Below are 15204 nucleotides of genomic sequence, written 5' to 3'. Positions count from 1 at the left end.
CGTCTGAGGGGCGGTGGGAGGGTTTCTCCCGCCGCCCTTTGTCGTTCTACCGGCCTTCGATCAGGGGGGTGAGGGCCTGTGGTTGTCGGGCCGGGGGGATGTGGGGCCGGTTTTCCAGGCCGAAGGTGGTGAAGGCGGTGCGGGTCGGGAGTGGGTAGGGCTCTTTTCCGGTCAGGGAGTTGAGGATGGTCGCGCTGCGCCAGGCGGCGAGGCCGAGGTCGGGGGTGCCGATGCCGTGGGTGTGGCGTTCGGCGTTCTGTACGTAGGCGGTGCCGGTGACGGAGGGGTCGAGGGTGAGGCGGAACTGTTCGTCGACGCGGGGGCGTTCGCGGCTGTCGCGGCGTAGGTAGGGGTCGAGGCCGGCGAGGATGCGGTCGAGGGGGCGTTCGCGGTAGCCGGTGGCGAGGACGACGGCGTCGGTGGTGAGGCGGGTGCGGGTGTTCTGCTGGATGTGTTCGAGGTGGAGTTCGATTTTGGTGGTGGCGATGCGGCCGGCGGTGCGGACGCGGACGCCGGGGGTGAGGACGGCGTCGGGCCAGCCGCCGTGCAGGGTGCGGCGGTAGAGCTCGTCGTGGATGGCGGCGATGGTGTCGGTGTCGATGCCTTTGTGGAGCTGCCATTGGGTGGTGACGAGGCGGTCGCGGACGCTTTCGGTGAGGGCGTGGAAGTAGCGGGTGTAGTCGGGGGTGAAGTGTTCGAGGCCGAGTTTGGAGTACTCCATGGGGGCGAAGGCCTCGGTGCGGCCGAGCCAGTGGAGTTTCTCGTGGCCTGCGGGGCGGGTCCGGAGCAGGTCGAGGAAGATTTCGGCGCCGGACTGTCCTGAGCCGATGACGGTGACGTGGTCGGCGGCGCGAATCGTGTCGCGGTGGGTGAGGTAGTCGGCGGCGTGGACGACGGGTACGGCGGGGGCGTCGACGAGGGGTTTCAAGGGGTCGGGCACGTACGGTTCGGTGCCGATGCCGAGGACGATGTTGCGTGTGTAGGTCCGTCCGAGGGCTTCGGCTTCGCCGTCTGTGTCGAGTTGGGTGTAGTCGACTTCGAAGAGGTCGCGTTCGGTGTTCCAGCGGACGGCGTCGATCTGGTGGCCGAAGCGGAGTCCGGGGAGGTTCTCCGAGACCCAGCGGCAGTAGGCGTCGTATTCGGCGCGTTGGATGTGGAAGCGCTCGGCGAAGTAGAAGGGGAAGAGTCTTTCGCGGGCCTTGAGGTAGTTGAGGAAGGTCCAGGGGCTGGTGGGGTCGGCGAGGGTGACGAGGTCGGCGAGGAAGGGGACTTGGATGGTGGCGCCTTCGATGAGGAGGCCGGGGTGCCAGTCGAAGGTGGGGCGTTGGTCGTAGAAGACGGTGTCGAGTTCGGTGAGGGGGTGGGCGAGGGCGGCGAGGGAGAGGTTGAAGGGGCCGACGCCGATGCCGACGAGGTCGCGGGGGGCGTCGGGCTCGTGGTGTGGGGGGTGGGGGGTCGGGCTCATCGGGGGGTGGTTCCTTCCACGGGTTCTTCCACGGGTTCTTCGACGAGTTCTTCGACGCGTTTCAGGAGCCCGGCCAGGTCGGCGGGCCGGGTGTGGGGGTTGAGGAGGGTGGCCTTGAGCCAGAGGCGGCCGTCGAGGCGAGCGCGGCCGAGGACGGCTCGGCCGTGGGTGAGGAGGCGTCGGCGTACGGCGGCGACGGTGTCGTCGGTGGCTTCTGCGGGGCGGAACAGGACGGTGCTGATGGTGGGCCAGTCTTGGAGTTCGAAGGCGGGGTGGTCGTCGACGAGGGCGGCGAAGGTGTGGGCGTGGTCGCAGACCTGGTCGACGAGGGCGCCGAGGCCGGTGCGGCCGAGGGTTTTGAGGGTGACGGCGATCTTGAGGGCGTCGGCGCGGCGGCTGGTGCGCAGGGAGCGGCCGAGGAGGTCGGGCAGGCCGGCTTCGGTGTCGTCGTCGGCGTTGAGGTAGTCGGCGCGTTGGTGGAGTGCGGCGAGGTCGTGGGGGTGTTTGACGGCGAGGAGGCCTGCGGCGATGGGCTGCCAGCCGAGTTTGTGCAGGTCGAGGGTGATGGTGTGGGCGGCGTCCAGGCCGGTGAGTTTGGTGCGGTGGCGGTCGCTGAAGAGGAGGCCTGAGCCGTAGGCGGCGTCGATGTGCAGGCGGGCGTGGTGGGTGCGGCACAGGGCGGCGATGTCGGGGAGGGGGTCGATGAGTCCGGCGTCGGTGGTGCCCGCGGTGGCGGCTACGACGACGGGCCCGGGGAGGGTGCTGAGGGCTTCGGCGAGGGCGGCGGGGTCGAGGGTGCCGGTGGGGGCGGGGACGACGATGGGGTCGGGCAGGCCGAGCAGCCAGGCGGCGCGGGGCAGGGAGTGGTGGGCGTTGGCGCCGTGGAGGAGGCGGATGCCGGGGCCGTGGGTTTCGCGGGCGAGGAGGAGGGCGAGTTGGTTGGATTCGGTGCCGCCGGTGGTGACCAGGGCATCGGGGCGGGGTGGGTTCTGTGTGTTGTCGACTGCGGGCCGGTGGGGGCTGGTCGCGCCCCGCGGCGGAGCCGCATATTGGCACAGCCCCGCGCCCCTGGGTGTCTCTCCGTAGACCTCGCTCGCGAGTGCCCGTGTTACCAGCGCCTCCAGTTCCGACGCCGCCGGTGCCTGGTCCCACGAGTCCATCGACGGGTTGAGGGCGGACGCGGCGAGGTCGGCGGCGGTGGCGACGGCGAGGGGTGGGCAGTGGAGGTGGGCGGCGCAGTGGGGGTGGGCGGGGTCGGCGGCGCCTTCGGCGAGCGCGTGGACGAGGCGGCGCAGGGCGTCGGGGTCGCCGTGGTCCGGCAGTACGTTCCCCACGGCGTCGCGTACGCGTGCGGCGACGGCGTGGGGGCCGCCGGCGGGGAGGGGGCCGCGGCGGGCGCGGGTGCCGTCGCGCAGGGCGTCGAGCACGGTGTCGAGCAGGGGCCGTAGGGCGTGGGGGCCTTGGGGGCCCGAGGCGAGGCTCGGTGTGCTCATGGGTGGTCCTCCGGGCGCTGGGCAGAGGGAGTTCCAGCTTGTACGCGAATGCGTGATCGTGCCCGAAAAGCCCAACGAACAGAACCCGAAAGAAGGTACGTCCGTGCGGGGAGAACGTGTCGGGGCACGGCCGATCCGTAGGAGTCGGCCGTGCCCCGGGGGTGGTGCTGTCTAGGCCTCGCGTACCCGCAACGCGCGTGCCAGGTCGTCGAGTTGGTCGGCGAGCTTGCGGCGCAGTGCCGGGATCGGTGCGTCGTCGCTCAGACATGCCTCGCCGAGGCGGAGGGTCTCGGTGTCGACGGCGTAGGCCGGGAAGGCCCAGCGGCCGGCGGCTTCGGCGATGGCGGGGCCGCGGCGGGCGGCGAGGGTGACGACGTCCTGGAAGTAGCGGGGGACGTACTGCTGTACCAGGTCGGCCTGTTCGGGTTGCCAGAAGCCCTGGGCGGTGGCGGTGAAGAGGTAGTTGGAGAGGGTGTCGTCGGTGAACATCGCCTCCCATGCCCGCTGCTTGGCCGCTTCGTCGGGCAGGGCGGCACGGCAGCGGGCGGCGCCTTCGCGGCCGGTGGCGCTGGGGTCGCGCTCGAGTTCGGCGGCGATGGCGGTCTCGTCGGTGGCGCCGAGGACGGCGAGGCGGGCCAGGACGCGCCAGCGCAGTTCGGGGTCGAGTTCGGGGCCGCCGGGGGCGGTGCCGTCGGCGAGCCAGGCGGCGATGGTGTCGGGGTGGGCGGCGACGTCGATGAAGTGGCGTACGGCGATGAGGCGCAGGCCGGGGTGGTCGCCGTCCTCGGTGCGGCGGATGAGGTCGCGGCACAGGGCGGTGAGGGAGGCGAGTGCGGCGGGCCGCTGGTCGGGGTTGAGGTAGCGGTCGGTGACCTGGGCGGCGGCGAAGGCGAGGACGCCTTGCACGATGGCGAGGTCGGTCTCTCGCGGGAGGTGGGTGCGGGCGGCTTCCAGGTAGGCGCCGGGGGCCAGTTCGCCGTCGCGTACGGAGTCGCGCAGGGCGTTCCAGACGACCGCGCGGGTCAGGGGGTCGGGCAGGCCGGAGAGGCCGGAGTGGACGCTCTGGAAGGACTGGGGGTCGAAGCGGATCTTGGCGTAGGTGAGGTCGCCGTCGTTGAGGAGGAGCAGTGCGGGGCGTTTGCCGATGGGGTGGGCGGTGGTGTGGGGGAGGTCGAGGTCGAGGCGTTCGCGCAGGACGAGGTGGCGGCCTTCGTCGGCGACGTCCTGGTCGTAGAGGCCGACGGCGATGCGGTGGGGGCGGCTGCCGGCGCGGTCGACGGTGAGGGTGCAGGTGCCGTCGTCGCCGGGGGTGATGCGGGGGGTGAGGGTGTCGACGCCGGTGGTACGCAGCCAGGTGTCGGCCCAGGCGTGGACGTCGCGCTCGGTGCCGGCGGCGAGGGAGTCGATGAAGTCGGCGAGGGTGGCGTTGGCGAACCTGTGGCGGGCGAAGTGGGTGTTGATGCCGGTGAGGAAGTCCTTCTCGCCGAGCCAGGCCACGAGCTGCCTCAGGGCGGAGGCGCCCTTGGCGTAGGAGATGCCGTCGAAGTTGAGCAGGGCGGAGGCGGTGTCGTCGACGGCCTCCGGGGCGACGGGGTGGGTGGAGGGGCGCTGGTCGGCTTCGTAACCCCAGGCTTTGCGGCTGACGCCGAAGTCGGTCCAGGTGTCCGTGAAGCGGGTGGCTTCGGTGAGGGTCTGGTAGCCCATGTACTCGGCGAAGGACTCGTTGAGCCAGATGTCGTCCCACCATCGGAGGGTGACGAGGTCGCCGAACCACATGTGGGCCATCTCGTGGGCGATGACCATGGCGCGGGTCTGGCGTTCGGTGTCGGTGACGGCGGAGCGGTAGACGAACTCGTCGCGGAAGGTGACGAGGCCGGGGTTCTCCATGGCGCCGGCGTTGAACTCGGGGACGAACGCCTGGTCGTAGGAGTCGAAGGGGTAGGGCTCCTCGAACTTCTCGTGGTAGCGGTCGTAGCACTGCTTGGTGATCTCGAAGAGTTCGTCGGCGTCCGCGTCCAGGTGGGGGGCGAGGGAGCGGCGGCAGTGGATGCCGAAGGGCAGGCCGCGGTGTTCGGTGCGTACGGAATGCCAGGGGCCGGCGGCGACGGCGACGAGGTAGGTGGAGATCAGGGGGGTGGGGGCGGCCTGCCAGCGGCCTTCGCCGAGGTGTTCGGTGATGCTGTTGGCGAGGACGGTCCAGTCTTCGGGGGCCTTGAGGGACAGATCGAAGACGGACTTGAGGTCCGGCTGGTCGAAGGCGGCGAAGACGCGTTGGACGTCGTCCATGAACAGCTGGGTGTACAGGTAGGTTTCGCCGTCGGTGGGGTCGGTGAAGCGGTGCATGCCCTCGCCGGTGCGGGAGTAGCGCATGGCGGCGTCGACGCGCAGTTCGTGCTCGCCGGGGGTGAGGTTCTTCAGGGGGAGCCGGTTCTCGTCCAGGGTTTCCGGGTCGAGGGGGTGTCCGTCGAGGGTGACGGAGCGCAGCTGGGCCGGCTTGACCTCGACGAAGGTGTCCGTGGCGTCCTGGTCCGCGCGGACGGTGAACCTGATGACGGTGCGGGAGTCGAACGTGTCGTCCCCGCAGGTCAGGTCGAGGTCGATCGTGTAGCGGTGGACGTCGAGGAGCTTGGCACGGGTCTGCGCTTCGTCGCGCGTCAGTACGGACATGCAGGACATGCTGCCTGATGGCGCTGACCTGGCACAGGGGCGGATCGGTACGCGGCCTATGTCCGGTCCTGTTCGAGCTCCTCGGTGTGCGCCCCCTGGCCGCGTTGGGTGGGGACGCGGGCGTCCGGGTGGGGCAGGGCGGGGCGTGGGGGGTGTTCGCCGGCTTCGGTGTGGTCCTTGACGAGGGCGCGGAGTTCGCGGACCTCGTGTTCGAGGGCGAGGTGGCGTTGGTGGGTGTCGAAGAGGTAGCGGACCTTGGTGCGCAGGGCCCAGGGGTCGATGGGTTTCATGACGAGGTCGGCGACGCCGAGGCCGAAGGCGGTGGCGGTCAGTTCGTGGTCGGCGCCGAAGCCGGTGAGGAGGACGACGGGTATGTGCTGGGTCTGTTCCACGCGGCGCATGTAGCGCACCACGTCGAGGCCGCTGACGCCGGGCATGCGTACGTCGAGGAGGAGGAGACCGACCTGGCCGCGCAGTACCTGTTTGAGGGCCTCGTCTCCGCTGGTGGCGCGGCCCAGCCGGTAGCCCAGCGGGGCCAGGGCGCTCTCCAGGGCGTACAGCGTGTCCTCGTGGTCGTCGACGATGAGGATCCTGGCATCCGACGGCATGGCCCGACGTCCCTCCCTCGTGGACAGACCAGCCTACGACCGCGCACTGACGCGGAGTGCTCGTGGGCTGACAAGGAGTGCACAGCGCAGCATGCCCCTCGCGGGGCCCTGTGTCACGTCCCTGGGGGCATCGGGGGAGGTCAATTCGCCAGGTGTGTGGTTCCGTTGACGGCGTCCTCGGCGATGCGCTCGTGGTGCCTGATCACTTCGGCGATGATGAAGTTCAGGAACTTCTCAGCGAAGGCCGGGTCGAGTTTGGCGTTCTCGGCGAGGGTGCGCAGGCGTTCGATCTGCCGGGCTTCGCGGGCCGCGTCAGCGGGCGGCAGCTGGTGTCTGGCCTTGAGGTGGCCGACCTGCTGGGTGCACTTGAAGCGTTCGGCGAGCATGTGGACGACGGCCGCGTCGATGTTGTCGATGCTGTCGCGGAGCCGGGCGAGTTCCTCGCGGACTGCGGGGTCGACGTCGCCGGTTCCGTTGTTGCTGGTGGTCATGGGCGTCCACATTACGGGGCGGGCGCGCGCTCGATCATGGGTGGATCGTCCGGATCCGGTACCTGGTTGCTCCAGCCGCCGGGAACGACGCGGCTCTCCTGGGCGCGGAAGCGGACGGGGGCCATGCCGACGCGGCGGGTGAACAGGCGGGAGAAGTAGGCGGGGTCGTCGTAGCCGACGCGGCGGGCGACGGCGGCGACGGGCAGTTCGGTGGCGGCGAGGAGTTCCTTGGCGCGGCCGAGGCGGATGCCGAGGAGGTAGTCCTTGGGGCTGCAGCCGGCGCCGCGGCGGACGGCGGTGCGCAGTTCGGCGGTGGTCATGCCGTGCCGGGCGGCGTGGTCGGCGACCGACAGGGGTTTGAAGGCGTCGCGGGCGAGGGCCTTGAGGACCGGGTCGCCGTCGGGGGCGAGGTCGGCGCGGGCGCGGCGCAGGGCGACGAGGAGTTCGTGGACGGCGGCGCCGGTCTCCACTTCCAGGAGGGGGTTGTCGCGGCGGGCGGCGCGGGCGATGCGGGTGATGACGGCGCGTGGGCCGGTGGCGTCGGACAGGGGGACGACGGGGCGGTCGGGTTCGATGTAGCCGAGTTCGGTGTAGGTGGCGGTGGCGGGCCCGGTGAAGCCGACGAAGCCCTCGTCCCAGCCGGCGGCGGGGTCGGGCGCGTAGTGGTGGGGGACGCCGGGGGTGAGCCACAGCAGGGCGGGCGCGGTGACGGTGGTACGGCGGCCGTCGGGGGCGAGGTACCAGCCGCTGCCGGTGCTGATGACGACGGCGACGTGGCTGTCGAGGGTGCGGGGGCCGACGGTGGGCAGCGCACCGTACTGGAGGCCGACGCCGAGGCAGACGAGGCCGAGCCGGTGGTGGGCGGGGCCGGGCGTGAAGAACCGCATCCAGGTGTGGTACATCGGCGGTCCTCCGACGGTCGTACTTGTGTCCAAGCAGCGCCGATCTTTGTCCATGGACGTGATCCACGCCAGGGGTGAGGGTGGGGCGTATGAGCGAGTTCACGGTGGGGGACGCGGATTTCCTGCTGGACGGGCGGCCGGTGCGGCTGCTGTCCGGTGCGCTGCACTACTTCCGGGTGCACGAGGCGCAGTGGGGGCACCGGCTGGCGATGCTGCGGGCGATGGGCCTCAACTGCGTGGAGACGTACGTGCCATGGAACCTGCACGAGCCGCGGCCGGGCGAGTTCCGGGACGTGGAGGCGCTGGGCCGGTTCCTGGATGCGGCCCACCGGGAGGGTCTGTGGGCGATCGTGCGGCCGGGGCCGTACATCTGTGCCGAGTGGGAGAACGGCGGGCTGCCGCACTGGCTGACGGGGCACCCGCGCACGCGTGACGAGCGTTTTCTGCGACCTGTGGAGGACTGGTTCCGTCGGCTGCTGCCGGAGGTGGTGTCCCGGCAGGCCGACCGGGGCGGCCCGGTGATCATGGTGCAGGTGGAGAACGAGTACGGCAGCTTCGGCTCGGACACCGAGTATCTGGGCCGTCTCGCGGATCTGCTGCGGTCCAAGGGCGTGACGGTCCCGCTGTGCACCTCGGACGGCCCGGAGGACCACATGCTCAGCGGCGGCTCGATCCCCGGGGTGCTCGCCACGGTGAACTTCGGCTCCCACGCGCGCGGGGCGTTCGAGTCGCTGCGCCGGCACCGCGGCGACGGGCCGCTGATGTGCATGGAGTTCTGGTGCGGCTGGTTCGACCACTGGGGCGGTGAGCATGTCGTGCGGGAGCCCGCCGAGGCGGCGGCGACGCTGCGGGAGATCCTGGAGTGCGGGGCCTCGGTCAATCTGTACATGGCGCACGGCGGCACCAGTTTCGCGGGCTGGGCGGGCGCCAACCGGGGTGGCGGCTGGATGCACGACGGGCCGCTTCAGCCGGACGTGACCTCGTACGACTACGACGCGCCCGTCGACGAGTACGGCCGGCCCACGGAGAAGTTCTGGCGTCTGCGCGAGGTGTTCGCCGAGTACGCCGACGGGCTGCTGCCTGAAGTCCCGCCCGCGCCCACGCCGTTGGGTGAGCCGGCCGAGGTGCGGCTGGACGGCTGGGCGTCCCTGTCCGCCGTACTCGAGGCGCGCGGGGGCCCGGAGGGCACGTATCCCGTGCCGCCGACCTTCGAGGAGCTGGACGTCGACCGGGGTGTGGTGCGCTACGAGGTGACGGTGCCGGGCCCGCGGCAGCCCTACCCGCTGACCGCGCGCGGGCTGCGGGATCTGGCGGTGGTGTACGTCGACGGGGAGCGGGCCGGGGTGCTCACCGAGGACGAGGACCGGCTCAACGAGTCCGTCGCGGGGCACGCGCGCGTTCAGCTGTGGGTGGAGTCCCTGGGGAGGGTCAACTACGGTCCGCTGACCGGCGAGCCCAAGGGCATCACCGGGGGCCTGCTGCACGAGCGCCAGTATCTGCACAGCGTACGCGCGCGCGGGCTGCGCCTGGACGCCCTGGACGACATCGAGGGCCTCTCCTTCCGGGCCCTCCCCGGCGACGCATCCGCCGGTCTGTACCGGGCCGGCGTCACGGTCCGCGGCGCCGGGGACGCCTGCCTTGACCTGCCGGGCTGGACCCGTGGCTTCGTGTGGATCAACGGTTTCAACCTGGGCCGTTACTGGTCCGCGGGGCCGCAGCGGTCACTGTACGTACCCGGGCCGGTGCTGCGGGAGGGGACCAACGAGGTATGGGTGCTGGAGTTCGATCAGGCGTCGGTGACGCCGCCCGTCCTCCGGCCCGTACCGGCGAATCCGGCCGGGGAAAATCCACCCGCGTCGCCGTAGAGTGGAACCGGGTTCACGGCCTCTTGGGGGTACGGGCGTGGCGAACGACGGACCGGTAGAGCACGGCTATCCGCACCTGGAGACGGTGCGGGCCGCCGTCACCGCGTTGTACAAGCGGCTGTCGTACGACACCGTCCAGCTGTTCGGGACCAGCGTGGTCCCCGCCGACATGGCGTTCTGCGACACCGACGACCTGTATCTGGGGGCGCAGCGGGTGGCGCGTGAGCTGGTGCGGCACTACCGGCTGCCGGATGCCCGGATGGTCGTCAGCTTCCGGGAGATGAAGCAGGCGGCGAACGTCGAACTCACCGCCGGGCCCGAGTACTTCGTCGAGCTGAACGACCGTTTCCGCACCCACCGCCGGGACATCGGCGCGGCCCTCGCCCACGAGGTGATGCACGTCTATCTGCACCGCCTGGACCTGACCTTCCCCGGCACCCGGGAGAACGAGATCCTCACCGACACCGCGGCGGCCTACCTGGGTGCGGGCTGGCTGCTCCTCGACGCGTACCGGGAGGACGCGGCGTCCTCCCAGAAGCTCGGCTATCTCACCCCGGAGGAGTTCGGTTACGTCCTCGCCAAGCGGGCCCTGGTCTTCGGTGAGGACCCGTCGGTGTGGTTCACCAGCCCGCAGGCCTACACGGCGTACGTCAAGGGCATGACCCGGGCCCGCCAGGACGAGCAGCAGCCCCCGCTGACGGCGGCCGGCTGGGCGGGGCGGCGCCGCTACGCCCGCGACCGGCGGCACGCGCCCGGGACGGGACCGGGACCGGGCGTCCCGTACGCCTTCTCCCCCGACAGCGGCGGCCGCCTGCGGGTCTCCTTTCCCTGCCCGACCTGCCACCAGCGGATCCGGGTGCCGGTGCGGGGCAGGATGCGGGCGCGGTGTTCGCTGTGCCGGACGGTGCTGGAGTGCGACACGTAGCCGACACGGTGCTGGAGTGCGACACCTGGCCGGCGGAGTTCCTACTCCGTGCGCAGCGCCGTCGCCGTGCGTGCCCGGGCCGCCCACCCCGCCGGAAGCAGCGCGCCCAGCAGGGCGATGGTGAGGCCGGCCAGACCCAGGAGCACCAGCCGCGGAGTGTCGTACACGTCGAGGACCGACGGCGGCAGGTCGGTGCCCGCCGCGTGCCCCATCACGGGCAGCACATAGGCGTGCAGCGCGTATCCGGCCGGGACGCCGACCAGTCCCCCGAGTACGCCGATCCCGGCCACCGAGGCGAGGACGAGGCCCACGGTCTGGCGGGGCGACATGCCGAGCGCCTTGCACACGCCGAGGTCGTGGACGCGTTCGCGGGTGTCGAGGACGACGGAGTTGAGCACGCCGAGGCCGGCCACGGAGACCAGCATGAGGGTGAGCAGCGCGGCCATCGCCTGCACGATGAGGAGCAGGCCGTCCTGCTCCGAGGGGGAGTTGGCGTGTGCGTCGCCGCCCAGGGGCTGGACCTCGGCGGCGAGTTCCCGGGCGTACTCGGTGGCGGAGACGCCCGGCTTCACCTCGACGAGGAACACGCCGGGCTCGGCCGCCGGGAAGTCGGCGAGGTTCGCGTGGATCTCCAGTTCGTCGTCCGAGGTGTCGAAGGCCTCGCCGACGATGCGCAGGCTCTGGGTGCGCCCCTGATGGGTCACCCGTACGGTGTCGCCGATCTCGGTGCCGGTCTTCTCCAGGAAGCGCGAGGGCACGACGGCCTGCCCCCGGCCGGTGATCCAGTGGCCGGAGATCATCTCGTAGGCGCCGGAGCGGGAGTCGCCCTCGTAGAGGCTTGCCCGGGCGGTGCCGGAGACCCCGCCCACGGTGACGTCCGCCTGGGTCTTGCCGTAGTACGAGGCCGTGCCGGCCTGCGCCTCGACGGCGGCACGCACGCGTGCCGGATCGGCGGCGGCCGGGGGCTCGGCCGTGCCCGCCGCGGGGGCAGGCCCGCGGGTGACGGTCGGTCCGCCGGCGCCGGTGAAGACGGTGACCGCCGCGCGGCTCTCGGGATCCCCCGCCTCGGCGACCGCGGTCAGGGACGAGGTCAGGCCCAGCGCGAAGGTCGCCGCGACCGTGCCGAAGGCCACCGCGAGCAGCATCGCGGCCGTGCGGACCGGGTGGGTGAAGGGAGCGGCGAGGCCGTAGGTCACCGCGCGGGGCAGTGGCAGCCGGCCCGCGGCCCGGTGCGCCCACTGGCCGCGTCCGGTGCGGGGCGCGCGGCCGACCGCGATGGCCTCGACGGTGCGCAGCCGTCCGGCCCGCAGTGCGGGGACCAGCGCCGCGATCCCCACGACGAGCAGCGCGGCGACCACCACGACGACGTCCACCCACCAGGCCACCGTCAGCGAGGCGGTGCCGTACACCTGCTCGGTGTCGTTCAGGAGCGGTACGGCCAGCAGGTTTCCGAGGACGACGCCCAGGGCGATGCCGGCGCCCGCCGGGATGAGGGCCTGGGCGACGTAGGCGCGCACGACCTCGCGCGGGGTGAAGCCGATGGCCTTGAGGATGCCGATCCTGCGCAGGCTGGTGCCGACCGCGCCACTGACCACACTGCCGACGATGATCAGCGACATCGCGATGCCGAGCACGCCGAACGCGATGAGGAACGGGATGGTGACCGCCGCGCTCGTGTCGGCGGCGCGCTTGGTGTCCAGGTAGGACTGGGTGCCCAGGAGCGCCCCTTGCGGTACGGCGGCGGTGAGCTTCTTGCGGGCGGCGGCGATCTGGCCGCCCGTGTCCGCGGAGTCGAGGCGGTAGAGCATCTGGCTGGTGACCGGGGTGTCCTTCGAGGCGAGTGCCGTGACCTGGGCGGGGGTTGCCCACGCGTCGGCGGACCTGCCGGCCGAGACGGCGATGCCGACGACCGTCAGGGTGGGGGCGTCGGCCGCGTCCGAAGACCTCAGCGTCGAGCCGAGCTTGAAGGCGGGACCGGCGACCTGCGTGGTGAGCACGATCTCGCCCGGCTTCTCCGCCCACCGGCCCAAGGACAGCTCCAGGTCGTCCACGTCGGCGTGCGGGGCGGACCGCCCGGCCAGGGTGACGGGCCGCAGGTGGCCGCCGCCCCCGTCCACCGGGCGGATCGACGTGACGGGGTACGGTCCCGCGGTCGCGGTGACGCCGTCCACGCGTCCGGTCGCCTCGAGCTGGGCCGTGCTCGCCTTCGCCGGGTCGTACTCCGCGGTGAGGTGCGCCCCGTTCTGCCGGGCGAAGGCCTTGTCGAAGGGCGCGTCCGCGGCGACCATCAGCGAACCGGCGACCACGGCCGAGGCCACGGCCATCATCACGGCCACCGCGATCACCACGGTCTGCACCCGCCGTCGCCCCACCCCGGAGCGGACGACCCGGCCGAGCGCACCGGTACCGAAGCCGCTCATCGGACGGCCTCCACCGTGGTGTCGAGGGCGAGATGACCGTCCACCAGATGGATCGAGCGGCTCGCGCACGCCTCTGCCAGCGCCAGGTCGTGGGTGACCAGCACGATGGTCTGGCCGCCGCGGTGCAGATCGACCAGCAGGTCCCGTACGTCCTGGCCCGACGCGGTGTCGAGGGCTCCGGTCGGCTCGTCGGCCAGCAGCAGTGCGGGCCGGTTGACCAGGGCGCGGGCGACCGCGACCCGCTGGCGTTCGCCGCCGGAGAGCCGGCCGGGGTAGGCGCGGGCGAGCTTCTGGATGCCGAGCAGTTCCATGAGCTCGCCGGCGCGGGCCGCGGCCTGGCGTCGCGCGGCGCCGGTGAGCTGGGCGGGGAGCTGGATGTTGTCGGCGACGGTGAGGTCGTCGAGCAGGTTGAAGAACTGGAAGACCATGCCGATCCGTTCACGGCGGAAGCGGGCCAGCGCGTGCTCGCTCAGCCGGTCGATGCGCCGCCCGTCGACGGTCACCGTGCCTTCGGTCGGCCGGTCCAGGCCGGCGACGAGGTTCAGCAGCGTGGACTTGCCGCTGCCGGAGGGACCCGTCACGGCGAGGGCCTCCCCCTGGGCGACGGCGAGGTCGAGCGGTCCGAGAGCGGGCGCGCCGGCGCTGTCGTAGCGCTTGGCCACGCCCGCCAGTTCGATCACGTGGGTCGGGGTGGTCGGGGTGGTCGGGGAAGTCATGGGAGTCGTCCGTCCTTACGGTCGCTCGTGCGCGGTCGGATCCTGGCGAAGGCGCCTGTCCCGGCGAAGGCGTCGGGTCCCGGCGAAGGTGTCGGGCCCAGGCGACCGTAGGGGCGGGCGCTCCTCGGCCGCGTCGGCCGGGGCACCGACATGCGGCCCTCCCAGCGGAGGACCCGGCCGCGGGGTCATCCCTGCGAAGTACGCCTGCGGGACGGTCTCCTGGTCGTCCTGGTCGTCCTGGTCGTCAAGACGGACGCGGCCCGGGCGCATCGGCCACACAATGAGCCGATGGAGACGGAGGAGCGGCCCGGATGGCGCCGGCAACTGCGGGAGGCGCTGCGGCCGGAGGCGAAGGGGCCCCCGCTGTCCCGGCGGGCGGTGCGCGCGGACGTGGTGCTGGCGGTCGTCCTGACCTTGGTCGCGCTGGTGGTGGCGGCGCGGTATCCCAGCGACGGGCCGGTGTTCGTCGTGCCGAGGGACGAGTACGGGGTGCCTGTCCCGCCCTACCCCCCGACGCCGGGTGCGCGGATCGTGCCGGACCGGATCTCCGGGCCGCCCTGGCCCCTCGTGCTGCTGTCGGCGCTGCCGCTCGCGGCCCGGCGCCGGTATCCGCTGGCCGTGTTCGGGGTGGTGCTGGCCGCGGCGCTGGGCATCGGAGACCGGGCCGGCTGGATCACTGTGCTGACCTGTGTCATCGGCGCCTACAGCGCGGTGAAGCACAGCCGGTACCGGACGCTGGCGCCGGTCGTGCTGGTCGTCGCCGCGGTGCCGGCCGGCCTGGCGTTCCGGCGGACGGATCCCGTGCTGCCGGGGTGGTCGAGTCCCGTGGTCGTCCTGCTGGCCGCCGGGGTGCTGGCCGGGACCGTCCGCTACTGGCGGCGGCGTCTCGCGGCCGGCCGGGACCGGTTCGCACAGTTGCAGCAGGAGCAGGCGGAGAGCATGCGCCGGGCCGTCGAGGAGGAACGGGCGAGGATCGCGGCCGAGTTGCACGACGTCGTGACCCACAATGTGAGCGTGATGGTCATCCAGGCGGGGGCGGCCCGCAAGGTGATGGACGCGGCCCCCGAGCGGTCGAAGGCGGCGCTGCTGGCGGTGGAGGCCGGAGGCAGGGCCGCGATGGCCGAACTGCGCCATGTGATGGGCCTGTTGGCGGCGGCCACGGACCCCGGCCGCGCCGACAGTCCCGCCGACGGCCTGGAGCCGCAGCCCGGCCTCAGACAGCTCGACGCGCTGATCGAGCGGGTGCGGGCCGCCGGGACGCCGGTCGGTGTGGCGATGTCGCTGCCGCCGCAGCCGCTGCCAACCGGGGTGGACCTGGCGGCGTACCGCGTGGTGCAGGAGGCGCTGACCAACACGATCAAGCACGCACCCGGCGCCGACGCCTGGGTGACGATCGGCTACGCCGAGAACTGGCTGGAGATCGAGGTCACCGACACCGGCGCCGTCCGCGACTCCGCGCCGGCGGACGGCAACGGCCGCGGGCTGATCGGGCTGCGCGAGCGCCTCGCGGTCTACGACGGTGAGCTGACGGCCGGTCCGACCCTCGCCGGCGGCTACCGCATCAGGGCCCGAGTGCCGTGGCGGACCACGTGAACCGGCCACCCGCACTGCGCGCCGTCATCGCCGACGACCAGGCCCTCGTACGGACCGGC

General features: G+C 72.3%; 11 protein-coding genes. 3 read left to right on the top strand and 8 right to left on the bottom strand.

Annotated elements, in window-relative coordinates; genetic code table 11:
- Positions 1–46: 46 nt before the first annotated feature.
- The 6 genes from AC5P09_RS35640 to AC5P09_RS35615 form a co-directional block, all read right to left on the bottom strand.
- The gene (locus AC5P09_RS35640; protein ID WP_493877856.1) at positions 47–1465 is read right to left on the bottom strand and encodes a lysine N(6)-hydroxylase/L-ornithine N(5)-oxygenase family protein; all 1419 of its coding nucleotides are present in this window, start codon (positions 1463–1465) and stop codon (positions 47–49) included.
- Positions 1462–2958 carry a pyridoxal phosphate-dependent decarboxylase family protein gene (locus AC5P09_RS35635; protein ID WP_493877855.1) on the bottom strand — a complete coding sequence of 499 codons (1497 nt, stop codon included), beginning with the start codon at positions 2956–2958 and terminating at the stop codon, positions 1462–1464. Before AC5P09_RS35635 ends, AC5P09_RS35640 begins: the two co-directional genes overlap by 4 nt.
- A gap of 171 nt (positions 2959–3129) precedes the next feature.
- Positions 3130–5625 (bottom strand): aminopeptidase N, encoded by a 2496-nt coding sequence (pepN, locus tag AC5P09_RS35630; protein WP_493877854.1) that lies wholly within the window; start codon positions 5623–5625, stop codon positions 3130–3132.
- A gap of 56 nt (positions 5626–5681) precedes the next feature.
- Positions 5682–6233 (bottom strand): response regulator, encoded by a 552-nt coding sequence (locus AC5P09_RS35625; protein WP_493877853.1) that lies wholly within the window; start codon positions 6231–6233, stop codon positions 5682–5684.
- Between the two features lie 140 nt (positions 6234–6373).
- Positions 6374–6724 carry a chorismate mutase gene (locus tag AC5P09_RS35620; RefSeq protein WP_493877852.1) on the bottom strand — a complete coding sequence of 117 codons (351 nt, stop codon included), beginning with the start codon at positions 6722–6724 and terminating at the stop codon, positions 6374–6376.
- 11 nt (positions 6725–6735) lie between these two features.
- Complete coding sequence (locus AC5P09_RS35615; protein WP_493877851.1) at positions 6736–7626, bottom strand: helix-turn-helix domain-containing protein; 891 nt, start codon at positions 7624–7626, stop codon at positions 6736–6738.
- 89 nt (positions 7627–7715) lie between these two features.
- Here AC5P09_RS35615 and AC5P09_RS35610 point away from each other — a divergent pair, with 89 nt between their 5' ends.
- Both AC5P09_RS35610 and AC5P09_RS35605 read left to right on the top strand, forming a co-directional pair.
- The gene (locus AC5P09_RS35610; RefSeq protein WP_493877850.1) at positions 7716–9491 is read left to right on the top strand and encodes a glycoside hydrolase family 35 protein; all 1776 of its coding nucleotides are present in this window, start codon (positions 7716–7718) and stop codon (positions 9489–9491) included.
- Positions 9492–9528: 37 nt separating this feature from the next.
- Complete coding sequence (locus AC5P09_RS35605) at positions 9529–10416, top strand: hypothetical protein (protein WP_493877849.1); 888 nt, start codon at positions 9529–9531, stop codon at positions 10414–10416.
- Between the two features lie 41 nt (positions 10417–10457).
- On the opposite strand, the gene AC5P09_RS35600 is transcribed toward AC5P09_RS35605, so the two are convergent.
- Entirely contained in the window at positions 10458–12836 is a 2379-nt protein-coding gene (locus AC5P09_RS35600) for an ABC transporter permease (protein ID WP_493877848.1), read from the bottom strand.
- On the bottom strand, positions 12833–13552 hold the full coding sequence (locus tag AC5P09_RS35595; protein WP_493877847.1) for an ABC transporter ATP-binding protein: 720 nt from the start codon (positions 13550–13552) through the stop codon (positions 12833–12835). Before AC5P09_RS35595 ends, AC5P09_RS35600 begins: the two co-directional genes overlap by 4 nt.
- 288 nt (positions 13553–13840) lie before the next feature.
- On the opposite strand from AC5P09_RS35595, the gene AC5P09_RS35590 reads away from it, so the two are divergent.
- Entirely contained in the window at positions 13841–15145 is a 1305-nt protein-coding gene (locus AC5P09_RS35590; RefSeq protein ID WP_493877846.1) for a sensor histidine kinase, read from the top strand.
- The last annotated feature ends 59 nt before the right edge of the window (positions 15146–15204 follow it).

This window comes from Streptomyces sp. a15 (genome assembly GCF_059026085.1).
This window is presented reverse-complemented; position numbering and strand designations above follow the sequence as displayed.

Excerpts from the sequence above, each read along its gene's own strand:
- AC5P09_RS35640 (WP_493877856.1), bottom strand. The coding sequence starts at position 1,465 with ATGAGCCCGACCCCCCACCCCCCACACCACGAGCCCGACGCCCCCCGC.
- AC5P09_RS35635 (WP_493877855.1), bottom strand. The coding sequence starts at position 2,958 with ATGAGCACACCGAGCCTCGCCTCGGGCCCCCAAGGCCCCCACGCCCTA.
- pepN (WP_493877854.1), bottom strand. The coding sequence starts at position 5,625 with ATGTCCGTACTGACGCGCGACGAAGCGCAGACCCGTGCCAAGCTCCTC.
- AC5P09_RS35625 (WP_493877853.1), bottom strand. The coding sequence starts at position 6,233 with ATGCCGTCGGATGCCAGGATCCTCATCGTCGACGACCACGAGGACACG.
- AC5P09_RS35620 (WP_493877852.1), bottom strand. The coding sequence starts at position 6,724 with ATGACCACCAGCAACAACGGAACCGGCGACGTCGACCCCGCAGTCCGC.
- AC5P09_RS35615 (WP_493877851.1), bottom strand. The coding sequence starts at position 7,626 with ATGTACCACACCTGGATGCGGTTCTTCACGCCCGGCCCCGCCCACCAC.
- AC5P09_RS35610 (WP_493877850.1), top strand. The coding sequence starts at position 7,716 with ATGAGCGAGTTCACGGTGGGGGACGCGGATTTCCTGCTGGACGGGCGG.
- AC5P09_RS35600 (WP_493877848.1), bottom strand. The coding sequence starts at position 12,836 with ATGAGCGGCTTCGGTACCGGTGCGCTCGGCCGGGTCGTCCGCTCCGGG.
- AC5P09_RS35595 (WP_493877847.1), bottom strand. The coding sequence starts at position 13,552 with ATGACTTCCCCGACCACCCCGACCACCCCGACCCACGTGATCGAACTG.
- AC5P09_RS35590 (WP_493877846.1), top strand. The coding sequence starts at position 13,841 with ATGGAGACGGAGGAGCGGCCCGGATGGCGCCGGCAACTGCGGGAGGCG.